Genomic DNA, 24,308 nt, shown 5'->3' on the forward strand with positions numbered 1-24,308 from the left:
GCCTCGCAATGCCGCGCGCCGAGACCATTTTTTGGCATCCCGCTCCCAGCCTAACTATGCTAGACAGACCTCAAGATTTGGCGGGGAAGCGAAGGCGGAGCGCGTCCGATGGCGGTCGAGATTGATCCTTACAAATTATCGTCGCCGCGCATCTATCTCGTCCGCATGGTGGTGTTCCTTATCCTCGTCGGCTTCCTCGCGCTGATCCTCAACGAGCAGATCGCCAAGGACTTCAAAGGCAACCCCGCTCTCAACAGCCTCATCTTCTTCGTGCTCTTCGTCGGCATCGTGCTGGCGCTGCGGCAGGTGATCCGCCTGTTCCGCGAGGTGCGCTGGGTCAATGCGCTGCCGCGCGGGCTGGAGAACGAGGTCGCCCAGCCGGTTCTGCTGGCGCCGATCGCCACGCTCCTGTCCGGACGGCCGGTGAACGAGGCCGTGCTGCCGACGCTGACGCTGCGCGCGGTTCTCGACTCGATTGGCACGCGGCTCGACGAAGCGCGCGATACTTCGCGCTATCTCACCGGGCTTTTGATCTTCCTTGGCCTGCTGGGCACGTTCTGGGGCCTGCTGACGACCGTCAGTTCGATCGGCGGCATCCTCAATTCATTGCAGAGCGGCGGCGACGCCGCGGTGATGTTCGACGATCTCAAGAACAATCTCGCCCGGCCGCTGTCCGGCATGAGCATTTCCTTCACTTCCTCGCTCTTCGGCCTCGCCGGTTCGCTGGTGCTCGGCTTCCTCGATCTGCAGGCCGGCCAGGCGCAAAACCGCTTCTACAACGAGCTCGAGGACAATCTCACCGCGCGCACCGCGGCCGACGCTCCGCTGGAACCCAATGCTGTCGCCGTTGCTGTACCGCAGGATCTGCGCGCCGCGCTCGACAAGATCGCCGCCACCGCCGATCAGACGCAGGCGCGCGCAACCTCGATCGCCGTCGCCAATCTCGCCGAAGGAATCCAGAGCCTGGTGCAGCATATGCGCACCGAGCAGCAGATGATCCGCGACTGGGTCGAGGCCCAGGCGGCGCAGAACAACGAATTGAAAGACGTACTGAAACAGATTGCCAGCGAAGCGGAGCGCCGCTGATGCCGCTCGCCCGCGCGCGGCGTGCGCAGCGCCCGATCGATTACTGGCCGGGCTTCGTCGATGCGCTGACGACGATGCTGCTCGTCATCACCTTTCTGCTTTCCGTCTTCATGCTCGCGCAATTCTTCCTCGCCCGCGAAGTCTCGGGCAAGGATACGGTGCTCAACAAGCTCAACAAGCAGATCGCCGAACTCACCGCCCAGCTCGCTTTGGCACAGACGAACCGCGCCGATGCGCAGAATACGATTGCTTCCCTGACGGCGACGCTGTCCGAGGAAAAACAGAAGAACGGCGAATTGCAGGGCGCGATTTCCCTGGCGGGTGCGGGCGCCGGCAGCGCCGATCAGCGTCTCACCGCCGCCGAGCAGCAACTTGCGAGCGAAAAGCAGATTTCCGCGCAGGCTCTGGCGCAGATCGACATCCTCAATCAGCAGATCGGCGCCTTGCGGCGGCAGCTCGCCGCGCTCGACGATGCGCTCTCCGCCTCCGAGTCGCGCGATAAGGAATCGCAGGCGAAAATCGCCGACCTCGGTTCGCGGCTGAACATCGCTCTGGCGCAAAAGGTGCAGGAGCTTTCGCGCTATCGCTCCGATTTCTTCGGCCGGCTGCGACAGATTCTTGGCGACCGGCCGGATATCCGCACGGTCGGCGACCGTTTCGTCTTTCAATCCGAAGTTTTGTTCGAGACCGGCAAGGCGCAGTTGAATCCCGACGGCAAGACCGAACTCGATAAGCTCGCAGATGCCGTCGTCGAGTTGAACAAGGAGATTCCGCCGGAAATCCCCTGGGTCCTGCGCGTCGACGGGCATACCGATAAGCGGCCGATGCAATCGAGCGAGTTTCATTCGAACTGGGATCTCTCGGCTGCCCGCGCCATCGCCGTCGTGCAATATCTCGTCAGCAAGGGCGTGCCGGCCGACCGGCTCGTCGCCGCGGCCTTTGGCGAATTCCAGCCGATCGATCCCGCCGACAGCGACGATGCCTACGCCAAGAACCGCCGCATCGAATTGAAGCTGACGGAAAAATAGCCGGCGGACGGGGCGGGTGTTGAACGAAATTCAAAACGCCGATTGGGCCAATTTTTTTGTTGCCGAAGTCGGCGCTTCGGCGGCGCTCACCGGGCTCGTGGTGGTCGCGATCTCGATCAATCTGACGCGCATTCTCACTTACAAAACGCTTCCGGGATTGGCCGCCACCGCCCTGATTCTGCTTGGCAGCGTTCTCGTCGTGACGAGCGCAGCACTGATCCCGCATCAGCCCAAAATCATCTTCGGCCTCGAGACCTTCGCGGTCGCGCTGGCGATGCTGCTCGTGCCCACCTTCATCCAAATCCGCGCCTCGAGGGTCGAGCCGCTGACGCAGCGGCGCACCATCGTGCGTGCGATCATGAATGGCGGCCCGAGCCTTGCCATGCTGATCGCCGGCATTCTCCTGATCCTCGGTCATCCGAGTGGACTCTATTGGATCGCCGCAGGCACTATTCTCAGCCTCATTTCGGGCGTGCTGATCGCCTGGGTCCTGTTGATCGAGATTCTGCGCTGAGCCTTGCTTGCGCGTGCGGCCAAGTTCAGTGTAATCCCGCAGCCGCTGCCGGGCCGGTAGCTCAATGGTTAGAGCCGGCCGCTCATAACGGTCTGGTTGCAGGTTCGAGTCCTGCCCGGCCCACCAAATTTATCAATAACTTAGCTTTTGGCCACTCTGCCATCTCCACCGTTATCTCCACCGAAACGTTTACGGAAGCCAAGGGAAGCGGCCTTCATGTGGTTCGGGTGATGGTGGCCGTAGGTCTTTTCCAGAATTTCCTTCGACATGCCCAGAAGCCAGCCGCCTCCCACATCGGAACGCCGTTCTGCATCAGCCAGGCCGCTGCGGTGTGCCGAAGCGTATGGGGCGTGACGCGGCCTTCCAGCTTGGCGCCTGTGACAGCCGTTGCGAAGCCCGTCCTGACTAATTGGATGGGCTTGCCATTCCATTCTACGAAATGGGTTTTGGCGATGCCCAGCTTCTGACAGCGCACGCAGGTGCGCCAAAAGCTCTGGCGGCAGCCGCACGGGTGGCTGACGCTTGGCGGTAGCTCTTTTCCTCCCGCAAGCCGATAAAAAACGCCGCGTTCAAGGTCGATATAGGACCGACCTTCAGCCCTTAGGGGCGAAGCGGCGGCCACCGTCGCGGCACGGGTGCCGCTATACAGGGCGAGCAATATAAAGCGTGCCACATGCTGTAGCGGGCGCTTCGACGTGGGCATTGTGCGGCCCTTGTTCGGGCCTCGCCAGCGCCGCTGTTCCTCGCAGGCTCGCCAGCAGTACCAAATGAGGCTGGCGGCCTCTGAGCACGTCAGCCATCGGTCACGGGGTCGGCCCTTCTCCGGTAACCACACGCGCACCACGCCCCGGTGCAGCCCTTCCTTTGCGTGGTGAGATTGCCGCTCTGAGGTCTTCCAGGTCGCGCCTTGCGCCGCCCGACGAGGGCCGCGAATCAGTATAGGCGCGGTGCGGTTCCTCGAAGCGGGCGACTCGGCGACCGGGCCGAGAGTGGCGTTGAAGGCCAAGTGAAGCCGCAGCATTTCGCCGCTGGCCCGCCGGTGACGCCTCCCTATTAGATGCGTCCACTGTCTAAGAGCGAGTCATTTTGTTGTAAGAAAAGCACAAGCTGCGGACATCTCGATCGCTCAACGCGGTTTAAGCGGCTCGTAAACCCTTCGGGCGTAAAGCACCAACAACATGCGGGCGCTTTGTGGATTCTCGTTAGGAGCGACAATGCTTTCCAAATTCTTTTTATCTTCAAGTTTGCTTCTTGCTATGGCTGCATCTGCGGCAGCCGCCGATCTGCCCAGCACCAAGGGCGAACCGGTCTATGCGCCGCCGCAGCCCGTCTTTTCCTGGACCGGCTTTTACATCGGCGCGCAGGCTGGCTATGGATGGGGACATAAGTCTGATTACATCCTGTTTCCCGGGGGCGCTGTCGTTCAGGGCGAGGGTTCTAACCTCTCCGGATTTCTTGGTGGCGGCCATGTTGGCTACAATTATCAGATATCGGAGTTCGTCTTCGGCGTTGAAGCTGACGCGAACGGCTCGACCAGTCACGGCAACGAGACAAACTTGGGCTTCGCTGGCTATGGCAGTGAAGAGTTCGATGCATCTCTCCGCGCTCGGGCGGGCGTCGCTTTTGATAGAATCCTGATCTACGCGACAGCGGGCGCCGCCTTCGGAGATTTTCATACCAGCCTGACCGACCCGTTTGGTGTTGTTGAGAGCCACAACCCCAGCACCGTTGGCTGGACCGTCGGTGGCGGCCTCGAATATGCCATCGATAACAACTGGTCGGTCCGCGCGGAGTACCGTTATACGGATTACAGGGCCGGCGGAATTAATTATACAACGCTGGCTCTCAGCCCATTCGTCATACACGATCACCTGACCGACAACCGCGTGCAGGCTGGTTTTTCGTACAAATTCGATCTCTTCGCGGCGGCCGCGCCGGTCGTGGCGAAATACTGAATTGCTTCAGCACGACGATTCAGACGGCGGCTTCGGCCGCCGTTTTTTTCGTATGTTCGCTCTCACCCCTCCGCCGTCGACGGCGAGGCGCGGTCAAAAAAAGCCGCCCGAGGGCGAGTCCTGCCCGGCCCACCAAATCGCTCCCGGAAGTCAACGGCACACAACCATCGCCGAACCTTCTTATATCAACTACAGTCCCTCGATATCGAGACTGGCGGGTACGGTTGACAATTCCGTGCTGTCCGACAATACTGATCTTGGACGTGCAAAATCCACGGCCCGGTTGGTAGTCCAGGTGGCCTTTGCGCTCGTTCAGGCTGCTTCCTGCTGATTGCGTGAACCAGCTTCCGGCGCGTCCTTTCCATCAACGGGAAAGGTACGTCCAATGAAGCTCAATCATGTGAATCTCACCAGCATCGACATTCCGGCTGACCGGGCAATGTTCGAACACTATTTCGGCCTGCGCTGCCTCGTTTCCCGCGGCAATGGATTGGCCGTAATGGAAGATGACGACGGCATGGCCTTCGTCCTGAATAATTTTACGCGCAAGCGCGGTGACTTCTCTTATCCGGAAGATTCCGATGTGCTGCACATCGGGTTCATCCAGGAAACGCGAGAAGCGGTCGATGCGATACATGCGCGCCTCGTTGCCGACGGTTGGGATGCGCCTGCGCCACGCGATTACCACGGCGCCTGGACCTTCTATTTCAAAGCAAAGGGCGGCTACTTCGTCGAAGTGGCAACGCCAACGCCCGTCCATCCAAAGGCATAATAGCTGGGATAACGGCGGCCGGCCTTGAGGCCAGCCGCTTAGCTTGATCGCGAGCCGAAAGTCAGTTGCAGCCTCGAATGCCGCTCGCTGGAATTCACGGCTTGCTCCCGCAAAATTCCTCGCCCATATAGGGATTAACCGCCAGTTCCGGCCTTGAACCGGAGATTGGGAGCAAAGCTATGTTTATCGAAACCGAACTCACGCCGAACCCGGCGACTCTCAAGTTCCTTCCCGGACGGCAAGTGATGCCGGACGGCACGCTCGACATTCCCGACGCCTCCGGCGCGGCGCAATCACCGCTCGCCGCGGCTCTGTTCGAAATTCCCGGCGTCGCCGGCGTTTATTTCGGCGCGGATTTCATCACCGTGACCAAGGGCGCCAACGACTGGCCGGAGCTGAAGCCCGCCATCCTCGGCGTCATCATGGAGCATTTCACCTCCGGCGCGCCGCTGCTGGCCGAGGGTGTGAGCGCGGACCCGGACGACGAGCCGGACGAGTTCTTCGCCGCCGAGGACGCCGAAACGGTCGAGACGATCAAGGAATTGATCGAGACGCGCGTGCGCCCCTCCGTTGCCGGCGACGGCGGCGACATCAAATTCCGCGGCTTCCGCGATGGCACGGTCTATCTGGCGATGAAGGGCTCGTGCTCGGGCTGCCCGTCCTCGACGGCGACGCTGCGGCACGGGATCGAGAATCTGCTGCGCCATTTCGTGCCCGCGGTGCAGACGGTGCAATCCATCTAGGGCGGAGAGCGAACGCGGCTGAATGACCCGAATCCTCGCGATCGATACGGCCCTCGATGCGGTCTCCGCCTGCATCTTCGATGACAGTGCCAGCGAGCCTCTCGCGTTGGAAACGCTCTTCATGCAGCGCGGGCAGGCCGAGGCGCTGATGCCGCTGCTCGATCGCGTCGTGTCGCAGACCGAAGAGGGCTTCAAGGGCCTCGACCGGATCGCGGTGACGGTCGGCCCCGGCTCGTTCACCGGGCTGCGTGTCGGCATCGCCGCCGCGCGCGCCATCGGCCTCGCCTGCCATGTGCCGGTCGTCGGCGTCTCGACGCTCGCCGCGCTTGCCGCGCCGCTGATCCTTGAGGCACAGCCCGGTCTTGTCGTCCCGGCGATCGATGCCAGGCACGGCAGCCTCTATTTCGCGGTCTTCGGCCCCGACGGGCGCGCGCTCGTCCTGCCGCGCGTCGCGACGGTGCGCGAGGCCGTGCGTCTGCTCGGCACCGGTCCGATACGCCTTGCCGGCTCGGGCGCGCCGATGCTGGCGATCGAGGCCAAATCGGCCGGCCTCAGCGCAGAAGTCGTCGGCGAGACCGGCGCGCCGGATATCGCCTTCGTCGCCCGGCTTGGCCTGCTCGCCGACCCGAAAGGGGCGCCGCCGCGGCCGCTCTATCTCAAGCCGCCGGACGCCAAGCCTCAGGATCAGGCCCATATTCCGCTCGCGCCTGCCTGATGCTGCGTTGGCTCGGCAACTGGCTTGGGAAGTCGACCGCTCCGACCGTCCATCGCCTTGGCCCGCAGTTCGGCAAGGTCTGCGCGCGTATTCACGCGCAGAGCTTCCCGCACCCCTGGAGCGCCGAGGAATTCGAGGCCCTGCTAGCCGGGCGCGACGTGATCGCCCATTGGGCGAATCCTGGGGCAAGCCTCGGCTCCTTCTGGCAGCCGGGCCGGACCCCGGTCGGCTTCATCCTTTCCCGCCGGGCGGCCGATCAAGCGGAGATTTTAACCCTCGCGGTGACGCCCAAGGCCCGGCAAAAGGGCGTTGGCGCGGCGCTTTTGACGACCCATCTGCCAACTTTGGCGGCAGCGGGGGTTAAATCCTTGTTTTTAGAGGTTGAAGCCGGCAATACCGCCGCGATAAGGCTTTACCAGAACTTCGGCTTTCGCCAGGTCGGTGAGCGCAAGGCTTATTACCGCACGGCTGGCGGCAGCCCCGCCACAGCCCTGGTTTTACGCCGCGATCTTTTCTAGCGCGCTTTCCGGCCAGAAGACTTCATCTGGCCGATGAGAAATCGCGCCGGTTCAAAATGTTGGAGCGTGTTCTCGTCAGAAAAGTCACGCAACTTTTCCGGAACACGCTCCGACAACATGGCGGCGGACGCGAATCCGGGCTAAAAGGAGCAATCGGCGGCGCCACAGCGGCGGCCGCCAGCGAGGACCATGACCGACACTCTCGATCTGCCTGTCGAGGAGGCCGCGGCCGAAACGCCGCCCGCCGCCGCGCCGCGCCGCAAGCTCTTCATCAAGTCATATGGCTGTCAGATGAATGCTTACGATGCGCAGAAGATGACCGATTTGCTGGCGCCTGCGGGCTTCGACGAAACCCAACGCTTGGACGACGCGGACCTCGTCATACTCAACACCTGCCACATCCGCGAACGCGCGTCGGAGAAGATCTTCTCCGAGCTTGGCAAGGTGCGGGAAGTGAAGGATGCCCGTCGCGCGGACGGGCGCGCCACGCAGATCGTCGTCGCCGGCTGCGTCGCCCAGGCCGAGGGCGGGGAGATCGTGCGCCGGCAGAAGGCCGTCGATCTCGTCGTCGGGCCACAGAATTATCACCGTCTGCCCGATCTGCTGCGCCGCGCGGAACAAGTTCCGGTGATCGACACCGAATTCCCGGCCGAGGACAAGTTCGACCATTTGCCGCGCGCCTCACGTGGCGCGATTCAGGCCCGCGGCGTCGCCGCTTTCGTCACGGTTCAGGAAGGCTGCGACAAGTTTTGCACCTTCTGCGTCGTGCCATATACGCGCGGCGCCGAGGTCTCGCGTCCGGTCGAAAAAATTCTCGCCGAAGTCGCGGCTCTGGCGGAAGCCGGCGTGCGCGAGGTGACGCTGCTCGGCCAGAACGTCAACGCCTATCACGGCGAAGGGCCGGACGGGCGCATCTGGTCGCTGGCGCAACTCTGCGCGCGGCTCGCCGAAATCCCCGGCATCGCCCGGCTGCGCTATATGACGAGCCACCCGAACGACATGGACGAGGATCTTATCGCCGCACATCGCGACCTGCCCGCACTGATGCCCTTTCTGCATCTGCCGGTGCAGACGGGCTCCGACGCGCTCCTCGCCGCGATGAACCGCAAGCATGATCGCGCCGCCTATCGCGACATCGTGCGGCGGCTGCGCACGGCGTGCCCCGATATCGCGCTCTCGTCGGACTTCATCGTCGGCTTCCCGGGCGAAAGCGACGCCGATTTCGCCGCGACTCTCGATTTTGTCCGGGAGATTACCTTCGCCAGCGCCTTTTCCTTCAAATATTCGCCGCGACCCGGCACGCCGGCCGCCGATCTGCGGGATCAGGTGCCCGAGGACGTGATGGTGATGCGGCTGGCTGAGCTGCAGGAATTGCTCGACGCGCAGCGGCTGGCGTTCAACACCAGCCTGGTTGGCAAAACTCTTGCTGTTCTGTTCGAGAAAAAGGGGCGGCGTGCTGGTCAAATCGGCGGCCGGTCTCCCTATCTACAACCTGTTCAGGTCGAGGCGCCGGAAACGCTGATCGGCCGGATTGTGCCGGTCGAGATTACCGGCCTGGGGACGAATTCACTGTTTGGACGGCTGGCGGATGGAGCGGGATGCGAAAAAGTGGATGCCGGTTTTTCGCTTGAATCCCGCTCCGATTATGAGAACCGATCACGTTTATGATTTTGGATCGATTCAATCCAAAATCATCGTGATCTGAGGAGAAGCTTTGAGACCAACTGATCGTTCGCTGTCGCTGCGCGGCAATTCCCCGCCGGTGCCCTTGGCGCCCGAACCTCCGGCGCTGGTGACCTTGGCTTTCGACGACAACAAGCACGCCTCGCTGCTTTTCGGTCTCTACGATCAGAACCTCGCCAAGGTCGAACGCAAGCTCGGCGTCGTCGCCAACGCGCTCGGTAATCAGGTGACGATCAAGGGGCCGCCGGAAGCCTGCGAACAAGCGCGGGAAGTTCTGGAAACCTTGTACGGCCGCGTCAAGCTCGGCCAGAGCGTCGGGCCGGGCGATGTCGACGGGGCGATCGAGGAGCGCGCGCTGCAGGGCTCGCTGTTCCCCAACGCGGATATTCCGCGCACCCATTTCGAGCAGATCAGTACGCGCCGGCGCGGCATCGTGCGCGCCCGCAACGCGGCGCAGGATCTCTATATCCGCTGTCTGAAGCGGCAGGAGCTGTGTTTTGCCGAAGGCCCGGCCGGCACCGGCAAAACCTGGCTCGCGGTCGGCTATGCCGTCTCGCTGCTCGAGCAGGGCATCATCGAGCGGCTGATCCTTTCGCGCCCGGCGGTCGAGGCGGGCGAGCGACTCGGCTTCCTGCCCGGCGACATGCGCGAAAAGGTCGATCCCTATCTGCGCCCGATCTTCGACGCGCTGAACGATTTCATGGACCCGCGCATGGTCGAGCGCGGCATGCAGACCGGTATGATCGAAGTCGCGCCGCTCGCTTTCATGCGCGGACGCACGCTGACCAATGCCTGCGTCCTGCTCGACGAGGCGCAGAACACGACGTCCATGCAGATGAAAATGTTCCTGACCCGGCTCGGCGAGGGCTCGCGCATGATCGTCACCGGCGATCCGACGCAGGTGGATTTGCCGCCCGGACAGATTTCCGGCCTCTCGGAAGCCGTCGGCCTGCTCGGCGGGCTCGAAGGCATTGGCCATGTGCGCTTCGCCGACAGCGATGTCGTGCGCCACGATCTCGTCCGCCGCATCGTCACGGCCTATGAATCGCGGCCGCGCCCGGCCCTGGAGGATAGGCCCCGCCGATGAGTGCGCTTCCTCTCATCGATATCGCGGTCGAAAGCACTTTGTGGGAAAAGGCGCCTGACGTTTACGGCTGGGCGGCGGCGGCGATCGGCGAGGCGGTCTTGAAGTCGCACGTGAAGCTGAAACCCGGAGCCGAGATCAGCCTCCTGCTTGCCGACGACGCGGCGATCCGCAAGCTCAATGCGCAATGGCGGGGCAAGGACCAGCCGACCAATGTGCTCTCGTTCCCGGCGCCGGGCGCGGTCGAGGCGCGTCCCGCTCTCGGCGATATCGCTATCGCCTATGAGACCTGCGTGCGCGAAGCCGAAGCCGAGCACAAGAGCTTTCGCGCGCATGTGACGCATCTCATCGCGCACGGCTTTCTGCATCTCATCGGCTTCGATCATGAGGAGGAGGCGCAGGCGGTGGAGATGGAAGCTTTGGAGCGCGAGATTCTCGCCGCGCTCGGCATCCACGATCCTTACGCGGCCTTCGTTACGGGTATCGAATGAGCGTCAACGACGATCCTGAGAGTACGCCGGAAAAATCCGGCAAGATCGGCTTGCTTGGCCGGCTGCGCGCGCTGCTCGGCCTCAGCGGCGGCTCGCTGCGCGAGGATGTGCAGGAGGCGATCGAGGAGATTACCGAGGCCTCCGGCTTCTCCGCGCTCGAGCGCGAGATGCTCACCAATGTGCTCTCGCTGCATGAGGTCCGCGTCGCCGACATCATGATCCCGCGCACCGACATCATCGCGGTCGCGCATGATGCGAAGCTCGCTGAAGTGCTCGACGCCTTCCGCACCGCCGGCCATTCGCGCCTGCCCGTCTATGCCGAAAATCTCGACGACCCGCGCGGCATGGTGCACATCCGCGATCTCGTCGATCTCATCGCCAAGCTGACGGACGGCTTCAAGCTCAACGCGCCACGGCCGGACCAGCGCGACTTCAGCGAGATTACCCTCGCCGAATCCGGCATTCTGCGGCCGGTTCTGTTCGCGCCGCCGTCGATGCCGGCGCTCGACCTGCTTGTGAAAATGCAGACGACACGCACGCATATGGCGCTCGTCATCGACGAATATGGCGGCACCGACGGCCTCGCCTCGATCGAGGACGTGGTCGAAATGATCGTCGGCGATATCGAGGACGAGCATGACGAGAGCGAGGCCCAGAAGATTCATCGCGGCGCCGACGGCACTTTCGTGGTCGATTCCCGGGCGAGCCTCGACGATGTTTCGGAAGTGCTCGGCTCGGATCTTTCGACGCTGGTCGATGCTGAAGACGTCGATACGCTCGGCGGCCTCATCACCACCCTTGCCGGCCATGTGCCGCTGCGCGGCGAGACGCTGAGGGCCGACGGATTCCAGTTCGAGGTTCTCGACGCCGATCCGCGCCGGGTGAAGCGCATCAAGATCCATCCGATTTCCGAACCGGCGACCGAGGGGCAGGAGTCCGTGCCAGTGGCCACGCCCGCGCCGCAGCCCGGACTTAGCCAAGCCGCAAAAAGTCGCTAAATTCGCGCCGATTCGACTCTCTCCGGCATCCTCCCTTGCGGCGTTCGCGCCGACCTTCGCGAGATTATGTATCCAATCGCCGAATATGTGATCCTCGCCGACGGCTGGCGGCGCCGGCTGATTAGTTTCGCTGGCGGCGCCTGCGGCGCGCTGGCGCTCGCCCCGGTCAATTTTCTTCCGGCGATGATCGTGCCAATGACCATCGCTGTCTGGCTGATCGATGGCGCCGCGGAGGCCAGGCAAGCACCCGGCGCGCGGCCGCGATCGCTCGCCGTGCGCAATGCTTTCGGCGCCGGCTGGTGGTGGGGCTTCGGCTATTTCGTCGCCGGCTTCTGGTGGCTCGGCGCCGCCTTTCTGGTCGAGCCGCAGGATTTTGTCTGGGCTATGCCGCTCGGCATTTTCGGCCTGCCGGCTTTTCTCGCTCTGTTTCCGGCTTTTGGCTTCGCGCTGGCGCGGCTCGGCTGGTCGCCGGGGCCCGCTCGCGTCCTGACGCTGGCGGCGGCGCTCGGCTTCAGCGAATGGTTGCGCGAGCATATGCTCACCGGCTTTCCCTGGAACGATTACGGGATGGCGTTCGGCAATCATCTCGTACTGGCGCAATTCGCGGCGATCGGCGGCCTTGGCGCGCTCAATGTTCTGACGATCGCGATTTGCGCGTCGCCCGCGCTCGTTGCCGATATGCGCTTCAAGAAAAACAAGCGCCGCGTGCCGACGGGCGTCATCGTCGCCATCGGCGCTTTTCTCGCCATTGCCGCGTTCGGCGCCATTCGTTTGTCCGCGCCACAGCCGAAAGACCTGCCTGGCGTCAAAGTGCGGTTGATGCAACCCAATGTCACTGAGGACGAGAATTTCAGCGCCGCCCACAAGGACGAGATCATCGCCCGTTATCTCGCGCTTTCGGATCGCGCGACGAGCCCCGAACATACCGGCCTCGCTGATGTCAGCCTACTCATCTGGCCTGAGTCCGCCTTCCCCTTCATTCTGACCGAAGACCCGCAGGCCCTTGCCGCGATCGGCGGCGCGCTGCCGCCCAACACGACGCTCGTCACCGGCGCGGCGCGGGTCGGCATCGTTTCGCATGCGGGCGAGGAATATCCCGCCTATTTCAATTCCATTCTCGCCATCGCGCGAGGCGGTATCATCCTTGATACTTACGATAAAGTGCATCTGGTACCGTTTGGCGAATATCTGCCGTTCGAATCCACGCTGCGACACTTGGGGCTGCATCATTTCGTGCATATTCCCGGCGGCTTCGCGCCGGGCGCGGCGCAGCGGCTGTTGAGCCTGCCGGGCCTGCCGCCGGTGGTCGGCTCGATCTGCTACGAAGCGATCTTTCCGGAAGAAGCTTTGCCGCCGGACCTGCCGCCCGGCACTGAACCCGGCTTCATCATCAACGTGACCAATGATGCCTGGTTCGGTCGGACAGCCGGCCCTTATCAGCACCTCGCGCAAGCGCGGCTTTTGACCATCGAACAGGGCCTGCCGATGCTGCGCGATGCGAATACCGGCGTTTCTGCAATCATCGATCCTTATGGGCGCGTATTGCATAGTCTCGGCTTGCAACAGGAAGGCGTAATCGATGGCGGATTGCCCGAAAAGATTGCGCCGCCGCCGTTTGCGCGGGCACCTTTTCTCATCGGAATTTTAGCTTGGGTTGTAATGCTTTGCGCTGCGCTCGCGCTGCGAGGGATTGTTTGACAACCGCGAATAACACAGCTTTATATGACCGCAATCTGCCAGTGGGGGCAAAGCGAAACCTTGATAGGCGGCCTCAAGCCAAGCTGCGTTCTAAGCTGCGTCGCGCTTGGCGTTTCGTTCGTTTTTCCCACATTGGCAATCGAAGAAAAAAGAGCGTTCCGCCAGCTTTTATCATGATCATTCCTGGAGGTTTTCTTGCGCAAGGGGATCAATGTATCCGACCCCCACCACCTCGGGGGACGGCAGTGACAGGAGTATGTAATTCGTGAAGAAGGCTCCGAATCCGATTGATCGTCACGTCGGCAGCCGGGTTCGTATGCGCCGGGTTCTTCTGGGGATGAGTCAGGAAAAGCTCGGCGAGGCGCTGGGACTGACGTTCCAGCAAATCCAAAAATACGAAAAAGGCACCAACCGCATCGGTGCAAGCCGTCTGCAGCAAATTTCGCGCGCGCTCAACGTTCCGCCCGCCTTCTTCTTCGACGGCGCACCGCTGCATGACGAAACAGGGTTGGAAAACGGGTCTGTTCTGAGCGTCGCTGAACCATCAAGCTCAAGCTTCGTTCTCGACTTCATTTCCACGGCCGAGGGCCTGCATCTCAACAAAGCATTCGCCCGTATTCAGGATCCGAAGGTGCGCAAGCGCATCATCGATCTCGTCACCAGCCTCGCCAGCGATGACATCGCGCCCGCACCAAGCCACGAGGTCCGGCAAGAAGAAAAATCCTGAGAGACGATATTCGTTATAAAGAACGGATTTCCAGGATTAGCTTGACGAAACGAACGGATTGACCGAAACTCTCCCGTCTTTCCGGTCTTGCCCCACCCCATCGCGGCCGGCAGGATTCTCACCCGAATTTCACATGCTCGGTAAACTTGGAGTGTTCTGTGCCTCGGCAAAACTATCTGTTCACCAGCGAATCTGTCTCCGAAGGTCATCCCGACAAAGTTTGCGATCGCATCTCCGACGAGGTCGTTGATCTCTTCTTCCGTGAATCGGCCAAGGCCGGCATCGACCCGTATCAAGTGCGCGTTGCCTGCGAGACATTGGCGACGACGAACCGTGTCGTCATCGCTGGCGAGACCCGTGGCCCCAAGCTTTCTCCCGCCATCATCGAAGAAACCGCCCGTCAGGCGATCAAGGCGATCGGCTATGAGCAGGACGGCTTCCATTGGGCGAACGCCAAGGTCGAGGTGCTGCTGCACGCCCAATCCGTGGATATCGCGCAAGGCGTCGATGCCGCCGGCAACAAGGACGAGGGTGCGGGCGACCAGGGCATCATGTTCGGCTATGCCTGCCGTGAAACGCCGGAGCTGATGCCGGCGCCGCTCTATTATTCGCACAAGATTCTCGAAGTCCTTGCGAAGGCGCGCCACGCGCGCGAAGGCGATGCCGCCAAACTCGGCCCCGACGCCAAGAGCCAGGTGACGGTTCGCTACGTCGATGGCAAGCCGGTGGCCGCGACGCAGATCGTGCTCTCGACGCAACACGTCGATGCCGATCTTTCGTCGGACGACGTGCGGGCCATCGTCGAGCCCTATATCCGCAAGACGCTGCCCGAGCACTGGATCAGCGACAAGACCATCTGGCACGTCAACCCGACCGGCAAATTCGTCATCGGCGGCCCGGATGGCGATACCGGCCTCACCGGCCGCAAGATCATCGTCGATACCTACGGCGGCGCGGCCCCGCATGGCGGCGGCGCCTTCTCCGGCAAAGATCCGACCAAAGTCGATCGCTCTGCGGCCTATGCCGCGCGCTATCTCGCCAAGAATATTGTCGCCGCCGACCTTGCCGATCGGGTAACGATCCAGCTTGCCTATGCGATCGGCTATCCCGAGCCCTTGTCGATCTATATCGATACGCATGGGACCGGCCGCGTGCCGGAGGAAAAGCTGGAGTTGGCCGTGCCGCAGATCATGCGGCTCTCGCCGCGCGGCATCCGCGACCACCTGCAGCTCAACAAGCCGATCTATGCGCGCACCGCGGCCTATGGTCATTTCGGCCGCACGCCCGATGCCGACGGCGGCTTCTCCTGGGAGAAGACCGATCTTGTCGACAAACTGCGCGCGAGCTTCAATTAACACATGAGCGAAACCTCTGCCCTTGCGACGCGCCTCTATGGGCGCCGCAAGGGCAAGAAGCTGAGCGTCCATCAGCAAAGCCTCCTCGACACGCTCCTGCCGCGCCTGGCGCTCGACCCGGCGCAGCCGCTCGGCAACGTGGCGGCGCTGTTCCCGCAGGCGCCGGCCGATCTCTGGCTCGAAATCGGCTTCGGCGGCGGCGAACATCTCGCGGCGGAAGCGGAGGCACATCCGGACCAGGGCTTCATCGGCTGCGAGTTCTTCGAGAACGGCGTCGTCAAAGTGCTGTCGCTGATCGCCGCGAAGGATCTCGACAATGTCCGCCTCTATCAGGGCGATGCAGGCGCGATCATCGGCGCGCTGCCGGCGCAAAGTCTCGCCGGCGCTTATCTCCTGTATCCGGACCCGTGGCCGAAACGGCGCCAGCGCAAACGGCGCTTTCTCTCCGATGAAATGCTCAAGCAGCTCGCCCGCACGCTGCGTCCCGGCGCCGAAATCCGCTTCGCCACCGACATCGACGACAATGCCGGCTGGACTCTCGCGCGCATCCTGCGCTCGCCCGATTTCGAATGGCGGGCGCAAACCGCGCAGGATTGGCGCGGCGCGTGGTCTGGCTGGGCCGCCACCCGCTACGAGGCCAAAGCGCTCGCAGCCGGACGCACGCCCGTCTATCTCACCTTCGTGCGGAAATAACGTTTTCGAGCGAAGCGGGAAGCGGTTTGCGTGCAGAAAACGCGCTCAAGCTTTATACGGGCCGAAGCGCAGAAGTCCCGCGCCGTTCGCCTTGAGCCAGGCTTCGGCGCGTTCGACATGCGCCGACAACCGGCCGAGGATTTTCCAGAATGCCGGCGAGTGATTCATATAGACGAGATGGGCGACCTCGTGCGCGGCGAGATAATCGAGCACGTAGCCCGGCGCCATGATGAGCCGCCAGGAGAAATTGAGCGCGCCAGTCGATGAACACGAGCCCCAGCGGCTTGTCGTATCGCGCAAGGTGATCCGGCGCGGCGTGACCCCGAGCTTGGCGGCATGGCGCGCGACAGCGGCCTCGATATCGCGCCTGGCTTCGCGCACCAGAAAATCCTGGACCCGGCGCGCGACATGCGCCCGCTCGCCGGTGACGCAGAGCAAGGGCAGGCTCTTGTCGCCAATCGATGCCGGCTCGATCCAGACCGTGCCGCGCTCGCGCGGACGCTCGACAATGCGGTGATTGACGCCGCGGATCGGCACCGTCTCGCCGCCGCCGAACGGCATCGGCGCCGGCAAACGCTGAAGCCGCACGCCGATCCAGGCCGCATGCCGCTCGACGAAATTGCGCGCCCCGATAAGCGAGCCGCGCGGCGGCATGGTGAGCACGACATCGCGCGTCGCCGCGCGCACACGCAAGGTGAAGCGCCGCGCCGTGCTGATCCGCTTCAGCGCAATACGAAAGGTTTCGCCAGCATGCGAAACCTCGATAAAGGCGAGATCGGATGTTCTCGGTGCGTTCTTCGGGGAGCCAGCCATGCGGGCAATTTTAGCCGGTGCCAAGCCGAGTCGCCACTAACTCCGTGGCTCAAATCGGCGGCATTTTACCCGTTCCCGGAGTGTGGAATTGTCTTATTTTGCAGCGCAACCTAGAGGAAGAGCGCCCCTGCGCCGGTCTAGAGCGGCGCGACCGCCGCCTGGAACTCACGAATGTGCGGGGCGATGATTTTGCGGAAGCGCGAGCCGTTGAAGACGCCGTAGTGACCAACGTCGGCCTGCTCGTAATGCAACTTCAGCTTCGGCGGGATATTGATACAGAGATCCTGCGCCGCCTTGGTCTGGCCGAGGCCGGAAATATCGTCCTTCTCGCCTTCGACCGTCATCAGCGCGGTGCGATTGACTGCGGAGAGATCGATGTACTGATTGTCGTGAGTCATTTTTCCTTCCGGCAGAAGGTGACGCACGAAAACCGTTTCGATCGTCTGCAGATAGAATTCCGCCGTCAGGTCCATCACCGCGAGATATTCATCGTAGAATTCACGATGCTTCTCGGCCGAGTCGCCGTCGCCCTCCATCAGATGATTGAACATGTCGATATGCGCGTTGACGTGGCGATCGAGATTCATCGCCATGAAGCCGGAGAGCTGCAAAAACCCAGGATAAACCATCCGCCGCGCGCCGGGATAAGGATAAGGCACCTGATGCAGGCAATTGTCCTTGAACCATTGGCTGCCGCGCGCCTCGGCAAGCTTGTTGACGGCGGTGGGGCTGCGCCGCGTATCGATCGGCCCGCCCATCAGCACCATCGAGGCCGGCACATCGGGATCGTGCAATTTCTCGAGATGCGCGACGGCGGCGAGTAACGGCACCGCCGGCTGGCAAACGCCGATCGTATGCAGCGGCAGACCGTCCTTGCGGACGCTGAGCACGCGGAAAATATCGATCAGGTAATCGATGTAATCGGCGAGATCGAAACCGCCGTTGGCGAGCGGCACCATGCGCGCATCGACCCAATCGGTGATGTAGACATCATAATCGGGCAGGAAGACTTCGACCGTACCCCGCAACAGCGTCGCATAATGTCCCGACATCGGCGCGACGATCAGCAGTTTGGGCTGCGGCGCGTGGGGCCTTGTCCATTGGCGCTCGAAATGCAGCAGCCGGCAGAAGGTGCGTTCCCAGACGACCTTTTCGATGATCGGCACTTGCTCGCCATCGATGGTCGTCTCGTCCAGGCCGAAGACAGGCTTGCCGTAGCGGCGGGTGAGACGTTCGAAAAGTTCGGCGGACGCCGCGACATTGCGGCCAACAGGCGTGTGCGCAAGCGGATTGAGCGGGCTCTTGAACCAGACCCGGGCGACATCGGAGACGGCCCGTGCCGGCGCCAGGGCCAGATAGGCGAACTCGTGCCATTGATACGAATAGGAATCCTTCATCGCCCAGGCCATCCTAGTTTCTCCCCGCCCGGGTTGAGAAAATCCGCGGTTTCGTGATTCCCCCAACCGGATGCAATTTGCTGCACTGCAGCAATGCTTATTATGGTTACTTGTCTTAGGCTATGCAACCGCCCCTCAAGCCAGCCTTAACCTGAATTGACGACAGGGCGGATCGGTTCCCCAAGCATAGGGCGGCGGCGGCGGCCTCGCAACATATTGCGGTGCGCCCTGCTGGATAGCCACTGGATAATGAATCAAGTCGGGTTGGGAGCGCGGGGTCCGGCCGCGCGGCATTGCCTGAGGCGGTTTTTATTGCAATGTGCCGGCGTTGGACCGACCAGCCCGGATCAAGGAAGTAGCCGGAGATGACCGACAGCGCCGATCTCGACCTTGGCCGCCGCTCGCGCCGGCTGCATGTTGACACGCTGGTCAAGCTCCGCTGGCTCGCCGTATTCGGCCAATTGGCGGCCGTGCTGCTGGTGCGCTTCGGCCTCGGCTTTCCAATCCCGCTCAGCATCTGCCTGCTGTTCATCGCCGGCTCGGCCTGGCTCAATATTGTTTTGGGCCTGCGCTATCGCCGCAGCGATCGGCTCGACGACAGGCCGGCCGCGGCGATCCTTGCCTACGATATCATCCAGCTTGCGGCGCTGCTCTATCTGACCGGCGGCATCGAGAATCCGTTCGCGGTCCTGTTCCTGGCGCCGGTGATGATCGCCGCCGTCTCGTTCTCGGCGCGCACTGCCATCGGCCTTTTTGTCCTGATGGTGATCGCCGCAACCACCATCAGCTTCTTTCACCATCCGCTGCCCTGGGCGCAGAACGCGCCGTTCCAGCTTCCCTGGCTCTATAGCCTCGGCATCTGGGCCGCCGTCACCGTCAGCGCTGCCTTCACCGTGATCTATGCCTCGCGCATCGCCGAGGAAACGCGCAAGCTCGCCGATGCTTTTGCTGCGACGGAACTCATCATCGCGCGCGAACAATTGCTGACACAGCTCGACGGGCTTGCCGCCGCCGCGGCGCACGAACTCGGCACCCCGCTGGCGACGATCAGCATTGCCGCGAAGGAGCTGCACAAGCAGCTCCCGGCCGGCCTTTACGATGATGATGTCAGCCTCATCATCCAGGAAATCGGCCGCTGCCGCAGCATCCTCGGCAAGCTCTCCTCGCTCAACGAGGACGCGCCGGGCGCGCTGCTGCAGGAGGTGAGCCTCGACCTTCTGCTCGAAGAAGCCGTCGCACCCAATCGCGGCGTCGATATCGCGATCAATATCGTCAAGAACGGCAGCGCGCCGGAGCCCGTCACCAAGCGCAATCCGGGGCTCATCTACGGCCTCGGCAATCTGATCGAGAACGCCACCGATTTCGCCAAGTCGGAAGTGCGCGTCATCGCCCGCTGGAACAAGGCGATCATCGAAATCACAATCGAGGACGACGGACCGGGGTTCTCCCCCGACGTGATCGATCGCATCGGCGAGCCTTACATCACGACCCGCGCCGGACGCCACACCAAGCACGAGGCCGATTCCGGGCTAGGGCTGGGGCTGTTCATCGCCAAGACTTTGCTCGAGCGCTCCGGCGCGACCGTCATCACCAGCAACCGGCTGCCACCGCAATCGGGCGCTCGCATCACCATCCGCTGGCCGCGCACGCGGTTCGATACGGGCGTCGCGCCACACAACGACCGGCGCCCTGACGCGCGATATTTGCCATTCACCGCCCGATAGGCAAAAAGGCGGGATGCAAAAAGGTCGGATCATGGAGATTCCCGTTCTCGGGTGGGCAATTTCGCATTAGTATAGGCGGGATGATGACGAAAATTGACCCCTACGAGCCTTCAGCGGGGGCCAGGGTGGAAGCGATTTCGACCTCTGGAGATCTGCCCGAGGACAAGACGCTGCTGATCGTCGATGACGATCGCGCCTTCCTCACGCGGCTCGCCCGCGCGATGGAAGGGCGCGGCTTCATCGTCACCGCGGCACAATCCGTGGCCGAAGGCCTTGCCGCCATCGCCCAGCAGCCGCCGGCCTTTGCCGTGATCGACATGCGGCTTGTCGACGGCAACGGCCTCGACGTCATCTCCGAGTTGAAGGCCAAGCGCCCCGAGGCGCGCGCGATCATCCTCACCGGCTACGGCAATATCGTTACGGCGGTGACGGCGGTGAAGCTCGGCGCCTTCGATTATCTGGCAAAGCCGGCCGATGCCGACGACATCTATGCCGCGCTGATGGCGACCTACCACGACAAAGCCGAAGTGCCGGAAAATCCGATGTCGGCCGACCGAGTCCGCTGGGAGCATATCCAGCGCATCTACGAACTTTGCGGCCGCAACGTTTCCGAGACGGCCCGACGGCTGAACATGCATCGCCGGACGCTGCAGCGCATCCTCGCCAAACGCGCGCCGCGCTAGCGGCTTACAAGGGCCCGAAGCCCAAAATCTCAGGATCGGTCAGACCATGCAGCCGGTGCGCGGCCGCATGCGCGAAACGCATCAGCATGGCACGGCGCGTGGCGCCCGGAAGCCGATGCTCGGGCGCCTCGCGCAGCACCGCGGCGCCGAATGAATCAGCAACGATGAGGCCGGCATCCTCGGGCATGATCGCAGGCGCGAGATTGTCGGAGATCGCGAAATAGAGCCGGTCGCAATGGGCGCGATAATCCGGCCATTTCTGATCGGCGCGGAAATCGGCGAGCGAGGACTTGATCTCGACGATGAGGATGGTGCCATCGCTCGCCAAGGCGACGATATCGGCGCGCCGCCCGCTCGCCAGCGGCAATTCCATCAAGGTCGAGAAACGCAGATTGCGCAGCAGGCGACGGGTGCCGCGCGCAATCGCCAAAGCCATGTCGGATTGGCGGCCATCGACGACAGCCACCGGGGCATTGAAAGGCGGCACGGCTCAGGACGCTGAAGTGATGCCGAGCTTCGCCTCGAGCGCCTCGATGCGCTTTTTCAGTTGGTCGTTCTCATCGCGCGCGGCGATCGCCATTTCGCGCACCGCCTCGAACTCCTCACGGCTGACGATGTCCATCGCCGCGAGGAAACGCTCGACCTGCGCCTTGACGGCGCCTTCGGCCTCGCGGCGCACGCCCTGGGCGATTTCCGTCGCGTCGTTCACCAGGCGGCTGAAATCGTCAAACACTCTGCGGCTTTGCGGCATCGCGCGCTCTCCAGATAGTCGTCTTCGTTCCCCTTATGTTGCGCGTTTTCGCGGCTGCCGCAAGCGTAAAGCCCGGCGTGGGGGCGGCTTGACCTCGCCGCGGCTGCGTCGCATGACCGCCGCAGATTTCAGGCAGATTCGGACGAATGCTCGCCCTCATCCCCTATCCCAAGATCAATCCGGTCTTGATCGATATCGGCCCGCTGCCGATCCGCTGGTACGCGCTCGCCTATATCGCCGGGATCATCTTCGGCTGGGCCTATGTGCGCCATCTCGTCGGCAAGGATTCGCTCTGGGGCAAGGTTCGGCATCCGAGCCCGGCCAGCATCGACGATCTCGTGGTCTATGTTGCCTTCGGCATCATCCTCGGCGGGCGGATCGGCTATGTGCTGTTCTACAATCTGCCGGTCTATCTCGCCCATCCGCTCGAAATCCTTGCCGTCTGGAAGGGCGGCATGTCGTTCCACGGCGGCCTCATCGGCGCCATGCTCGGCATCATCCTCTTCGCCCGTCGCATCAAGGTGCCGGTGCTCGCGGTGATGGACCCGACGGCGGCCTCGGTGCCGATCGGCCTAGCGCTGGGACGGCTGGCGAATTTCATCAAGCCGGAGCTCTGGGGACGGCCCACCGACGTGCCTTGGGCGATGATCTTTCCCGGCTCCGACGGCCAGCCGCGCCATCCGAGCCAGCTTTACGAAGCGGGCCTCGAAGGCGTCGCGCTCTTCCTTATCCTCGCGCTGGCGGTGCGCCTCGGCGCGCTGAAACGGCCGGGGCTTACGACCGGCCTTTTCGCGCTCGGCTATGGGACGGCGCGGATCATCTGCGAATTCTTCCGCGAACCCGATGCGCAGCTCGGCTTTCTCTTCGGCGGCGCGACCATGGGCATGCTGCTCTCGCTGCCGTTGATCCTCGCCGGGCTCGCGCTCATCCTTTACGCAGCGCGGAGCAAAACGGCGTGAACGCGCTGGCGCAGGAAATCGCCGCGATGATCGCCGCGGACGGCCCGATCAGCCTCGAACGGTTCATGACGCTCGCCCTGCTGCATCCGCAACTTGGCTATTACCGCACGCGGCGGCCGATCGGCGCCGAGGGCGACTTCATCACCGCGCCGGAAATTCACCAGATGTTCGGCGAATTGATCGGCCTCTGGGCGGTCGAGGTCTGGCAGCAGATGGGCGAGCCGTCGCCCTTTCTTCTGGTCGAACTCGGCCCCGGGCGCGGCACGTTGATGGCTGACCTGCTGCGCGCCGCGAAAGTGCGGCCGGCTTTTCTGCAAGCGGCACATATTCACCTCGTCGAAGCCAGCGAAGCGCTGATGGACGTGCAGCGTGAGACGCTGGCGGGAGCGCGGATCACCTGGCATCGCGCGATCGAAGACATCCCCGACGGGCCGGCGATCATTATCGCCAACGAATTCTTCGACGCCCTGCCGATCCGCCAATATGTGAGCACCGGGCAGGGCCTCTGCGAGCGGGTCGTCGGCCTCGATGCGGCGGGCGAACTCTGCTTCGGACTCGCCCCGACAGGCGCACCGGCAAGCAGCCATGCGGCACAGGGCGCGATCATCGAAGTCGGCGCGGCGGCGCAAGCCGCGATGCGTACGCTCGCGGCGCGGCTCGCCTCAATGCCGGGCGCTCTGCTCGCCATCGATTACGGCTACGCGCAGCCGGGCGCTGGCGATACGCTGCAAGCCTTGCAGAAGCACCAGCCAGACGATCCTTTGCGCGCGCCGGGCGAGGCCGATCTGACATCGCATGTCGATTTCGCCGCGCTGACGCGGGCGGCACAGGCGGAAGGCGCCGCCGTCTACGGCCCGGTCAGTCAGGGCAAGTTTCTCGCCCGGCTCGGTATTTTCGAACGCGCCGCAATGTTGAAGCGCAACGCGGCGGAAGCGCAGGCCGCCGCGATCGACGCGGCGCTCGCCCGGCTCGCTTTACCGGGCCCCGAGAGCGGCCCGAACGCGAGCATGGCGGAGCTGTTTAAGGTTCTCGCAATCATCTCGCCCGATCTTCCCACGCCGCCCGGCTTCGATCGAATTGCAGGACAAGATCCAGGACAAGATCAATGACGGCCGAAGCCATCCAAAGCGATCTCCTCAAAGCCGCCGGGATCACGCACGGCTTTTTCACGCGCCGCGGCGGCGTCTCGCAAGGCGTCTATGAGTCGCTCAATGGCGGCGTCGGCTCGAAGGACGATCCGGCGCGCGTCAACGAGAATCGCCGCCGCATGGCCGAAGCGCTCGGCATCGCCGGCGATCATCTGCTCGTGCCGTTTCAGGTTCACTCGGCCATTGCCTTGCAAGTCGATGCGCCCTTCGCGCAAGAGGAACGGCCGAAATGCGACGGGCTCGTCACCACGACGCGCGGTCTCGGCCTCGGCGTCACCGGCGCCGACTGCGGCATCATTCTGTTCGCCGACGCGGAGCGGCAGATCATCGGCGCGGCGCATGCCGGCTGGAAGGGCGCGCTGACCGGCGTGCTTGAGGCCACCATCGACGCGATGGAGACGAGGGGCGCGCGGCGGGAAGCCATCAGCGCCGCGCTCGGCCCGACGATCGGCGGCGACTCATACGAAGTCGGCGCCGAATTTTTCGCGCGTTTTCTCGATGCCGCGCAAGATTATGCGCAATTTTTCAAGCCCTCGGCGCGCATCGGCCATTTCATGTTCGATCTGCCGCGCTTCATCGGCGCGCGTGTGAAGAGCGCCGGAATTGGCCGGTTCGAGAGCTGCGGCGTCGATACCTATGCCGACGAGGCGCGCTGTTTTTCCTACCGCCGCTCCGTGCATCGCAACGAGCCGGATTATGGCCGTCTCATTGCTGCAATCGCCCTCGTCTAGCCTCGCGAGAGTGCGCGCAACGGTTTGACCAGGGTCAATGCA

Annotated in this window: 26 protein-coding genes and 1 tRNA gene; 22 read left to right on the forward strand and 5 right to left on the reverse strand. The window is 63.2% G+C overall.

What is annotated here, in order from left to right; translation table 11 throughout:
- Positions 1-108 precede the first annotated feature (108 nt).
- From CWB41_RS03875 to CWB41_RS03890, 4 genes are all read left to right on the forward strand, one after another.
- A complete protein-coding gene (locus CWB41_RS03875) occupies positions 109-1,086 on the forward strand; it encodes a flagellar motor protein MotA (RefSeq protein ID WP_115837201.1) in 978 nt (325 codons plus the stop codon).
- Positions 1,086-2,114, forward strand: a complete 1,029-nt coding sequence (locus CWB41_RS03880; protein ID WP_115837200.1) for a peptidoglycan -binding protein — start codon at positions 1,086-1,088, stop codon at positions 2,112-2,114. Before CWB41_RS03875 ends, CWB41_RS03880 begins: the two co-directional genes overlap by 1 nt.
- Positions 2,115-2,133: 19 nt before the next feature.
- Entirely contained in the window at positions 2,134-2,628 is a 495-nt protein-coding gene (locus CWB41_RS03885) for a hypothetical protein (RefSeq protein WP_129396389.1), read from the forward strand.
- Positions 2,629-2,678: 50 nt separating this feature from the next.
- Positions 2,679-2,754: transfer RNA gene (locus tag CWB41_RS03890), tRNA-Ile, on the forward strand.
- Between the two features lie 88 nt (positions 2,755-2,842).
- On the opposite strand, the gene CWB41_RS16315 is transcribed toward CWB41_RS03890, so the two are convergent.
- The gene (locus CWB41_RS16315; RefSeq protein ID WP_245411318.1) at positions 2,843-3,331 is read right to left on the reverse strand and encodes a tyrosine-type recombinase/integrase; all 489 of its coding nucleotides are present in this window, start codon (positions 3,329-3,331) and stop codon (positions 2,843-2,845) included.
- Between the two features lie 511 nt (positions 3,332-3,842).
- Here CWB41_RS16315 and CWB41_RS03900 point away from each other — a divergent pair.
- From CWB41_RS03900 to trmB, 13 genes are all read left to right on the forward strand, one after another.
- Entirely contained in the window at positions 3,843-4,583 is a 741-nt protein-coding gene (locus CWB41_RS03900) for an outer membrane protein (protein ID WP_115837198.1), read from the forward strand.
- 331 nt (positions 4,584-4,914) lie between these two features.
- The gene (locus tag CWB41_RS03905; RefSeq protein WP_207206626.1) at positions 4,915-5,355 is read left to right on the forward strand and encodes a VOC family protein; all 441 of its coding nucleotides are present in this window, start codon (positions 4,915-4,917) and stop codon (positions 5,353-5,355) included.
- A gap of 179 nt (positions 5,356-5,534) precedes the next feature.
- Entirely contained in the window at positions 5,535-6,098 is a 564-nt protein-coding gene (locus tag CWB41_RS03910) for a NifU family protein (RefSeq protein WP_115837196.1), read from the forward strand.
- Positions 6,099-6,120: 22 nt separating this feature from the next.
- Positions 6,121-6,813 (forward strand): tRNA (adenosine(37)-N6)-threonylcarbamoyltransferase complex dimerization subunit type 1 TsaB, encoded by a 693-nt coding sequence (gene tsaB / locus CWB41_RS03915; protein WP_115837195.1) that lies wholly within the window; start codon positions 6,121-6,123, stop codon positions 6,811-6,813.
- On the forward strand, positions 6,813-7,331 hold the full coding sequence (locus CWB41_RS03920) for a GNAT family N-acetyltransferase (protein WP_115837194.1): 519 nt from the start codon (positions 6,813-6,815) through the stop codon (positions 7,329-7,331). Before tsaB ends, CWB41_RS03920 begins: the two co-directional genes overlap by 1 nt.
- A gap of 291 nt (positions 7,332-7,622) precedes the next feature.
- Positions 7,623-8,999: a tRNA (N6-isopentenyl adenosine(37)-C2)-methylthiotransferase MiaB gene (miaB, locus tag CWB41_RS03925; RefSeq protein ID WP_245411336.1), complete on the forward strand. Its 1,377-nt coding sequence runs from the start codon at positions 7,623-7,625 to the stop codon at positions 8,997-8,999.
- A 46-nt stretch (positions 9,000-9,045) separates the two neighbouring features.
- Positions 9,046-10,101: a PhoH family protein gene (locus CWB41_RS03930; protein ID WP_115837192.1), complete on the forward strand. Its 1,056-nt coding sequence runs from the start codon at positions 9,046-9,048 to the stop codon at positions 10,099-10,101.
- Entirely contained in the window at positions 10,098-10,589 is a 492-nt protein-coding gene (gene ybeY, locus CWB41_RS03935) for an rRNA maturation RNase YbeY (RefSeq protein WP_115837191.1), read from the forward strand. The genes CWB41_RS03930 and ybeY overlap by 4 nt, the downstream gene beginning before the upstream one ends.
- The gene (locus tag CWB41_RS03940; protein ID WP_115837190.1) at positions 10,586-11,587 is read left to right on the forward strand and encodes a hemolysin family protein; all 1,002 of its coding nucleotides are present in this window, start codon (positions 10,586-10,588) and stop codon (positions 11,585-11,587) included. Before ybeY ends, CWB41_RS03940 begins: the two co-directional genes overlap by 4 nt.
- Positions 11,588-11,653: 66 nt before the next feature.
- Positions 11,654-13,285: an apolipoprotein N-acyltransferase gene (lnt, locus tag CWB41_RS03945; protein ID WP_115837189.1), complete on the forward strand. Its 1,632-nt coding sequence runs from the start codon at positions 11,654-11,656 to the stop codon at positions 13,283-13,285.
- 265 nt (positions 13,286-13,550) lie between these two features.
- Positions 13,551-14,012 (forward strand): helix-turn-helix domain-containing protein, encoded by a 462-nt coding sequence (locus CWB41_RS03950; RefSeq protein ID WP_115837188.1) that lies wholly within the window; start codon positions 13,551-13,553, stop codon positions 14,010-14,012.
- A gap of 158 nt (positions 14,013-14,170) precedes the next feature.
- A complete protein-coding gene (gene metK / locus CWB41_RS03955; protein ID WP_115837187.1) occupies positions 14,171-15,367 on the forward strand; it encodes a methionine adenosyltransferase in 1,197 nt (398 codons plus the stop codon).
- Between the two features lie 3 nt (positions 15,368-15,370).
- A complete protein-coding gene (gene trmB / locus CWB41_RS03960) occupies positions 15,371-16,060 on the forward strand; it encodes a tRNA (guanine(46)-N(7))-methyltransferase TrmB (protein WP_115837186.1) in 690 nt (229 codons plus the stop codon).
- A 45-nt stretch (positions 16,061-16,105) separates the two neighbouring features.
- Here the strand turns inward: trmB and CWB41_RS03965 are convergent, their stop codons facing one another.
- Both CWB41_RS03965 and CWB41_RS03970 read right to left on the reverse strand, forming a co-directional pair.
- Positions 16,106-16,873 (reverse strand): M48 family metallopeptidase, encoded by a 768-nt coding sequence (locus CWB41_RS03965; RefSeq protein ID WP_115837185.1) that lies wholly within the window; start codon positions 16,871-16,873, stop codon positions 16,106-16,108.
- Positions 16,874-17,010: 137 nt separating this feature from the next.
- Positions 17,011-18,282, reverse strand: coding sequence for a polyhydroxyalkanoate depolymerase (locus CWB41_RS03970; protein WP_245411317.1), 1,272 nt, complete (start codon positions 18,280-18,282; stop codon positions 17,011-17,013).
- Between the two features lie 353 nt (positions 18,283-18,635).
- On the opposite strand from CWB41_RS03970, the gene CWB41_RS03975 reads away from it, so the two are divergent.
- Both CWB41_RS03975 and CWB41_RS03980 read left to right on the forward strand, forming a co-directional pair.
- Positions 18,636-19,994 (forward strand): ActS/PrrB/RegB family redox-sensitive histidine kinase, encoded by a 1,359-nt coding sequence (locus CWB41_RS03975; RefSeq protein WP_115837184.1) that lies wholly within the window; start codon positions 18,636-18,638, stop codon positions 19,992-19,994.
- 83 nt (positions 19,995-20,077) lie between these two features.
- Entirely contained in the window at positions 20,078-20,677 is a 600-nt protein-coding gene (locus CWB41_RS03980) for an ActR/PrrA/RegA family redox response regulator transcription factor (protein WP_115837397.1), read from the forward strand.
- Positions 20,678-20,681: 4 nt separating this feature from the next.
- Here the strand turns inward: CWB41_RS03980 and CWB41_RS03985 are convergent, their stop codons facing one another.
- Positions 20,682-21,113 carry an MmcB family DNA repair protein gene (locus CWB41_RS03985; RefSeq protein ID WP_115837396.1) on the reverse strand — a complete coding sequence of 144 codons (432 nt, stop codon included), beginning with the start codon at positions 21,111-21,113 and terminating at the stop codon, positions 20,682-20,684.
- Between the two features lie 54 nt (positions 21,114-21,167).
- The gene (locus CWB41_RS03990; RefSeq protein ID WP_115837183.1) at positions 21,168-21,428 is read right to left on the reverse strand and encodes an accessory factor UbiK family protein; all 261 of its coding nucleotides are present in this window, start codon (positions 21,426-21,428) and stop codon (positions 21,168-21,170) included.
- 146 nt (positions 21,429-21,574) lie between these two features.
- Between CWB41_RS03990 and lgt the strand changes: the two genes are divergently transcribed.
- From lgt to pgeF, 3 genes are read left to right on the forward strand one after another with little or no spacing between them, the layout of a single operon-like run.
- On the forward strand, positions 21,575-22,387 hold the full coding sequence (gene lgt / locus CWB41_RS03995; protein WP_115837182.1) for a prolipoprotein diacylglyceryl transferase: 813 nt from the start codon (positions 21,575-21,577) through the stop codon (positions 22,385-22,387).
- Positions 22,384-23,496 (forward strand): class I SAM-dependent methyltransferase, encoded by a 1,113-nt coding sequence (locus CWB41_RS04000; protein ID WP_115837181.1) that lies wholly within the window; start codon positions 22,384-22,386, stop codon positions 23,494-23,496. The genes lgt and CWB41_RS04000 overlap by 4 nt, the downstream gene beginning before the upstream one ends.
- On the forward strand, positions 23,493-24,266 hold the full coding sequence (gene pgeF, locus CWB41_RS04005) for a peptidoglycan editing factor PgeF (protein ID WP_115837180.1): 774 nt from the start codon (positions 23,493-23,495) through the stop codon (positions 24,264-24,266). The genes CWB41_RS04000 and pgeF overlap by 4 nt, the downstream gene beginning before the upstream one ends.
- The last annotated feature ends 42 nt before the right edge of the window (positions 24,267-24,308 follow it).

The sequence above is a fragment of the Methylovirgula ligni genome, assembly GCF_004135935.1.
Classification (GTDB): Bacteria; Pseudomonadota; Alphaproteobacteria; order Rhizobiales; family Beijerinckiaceae; genus Methylovirgula; species Methylovirgula ligni.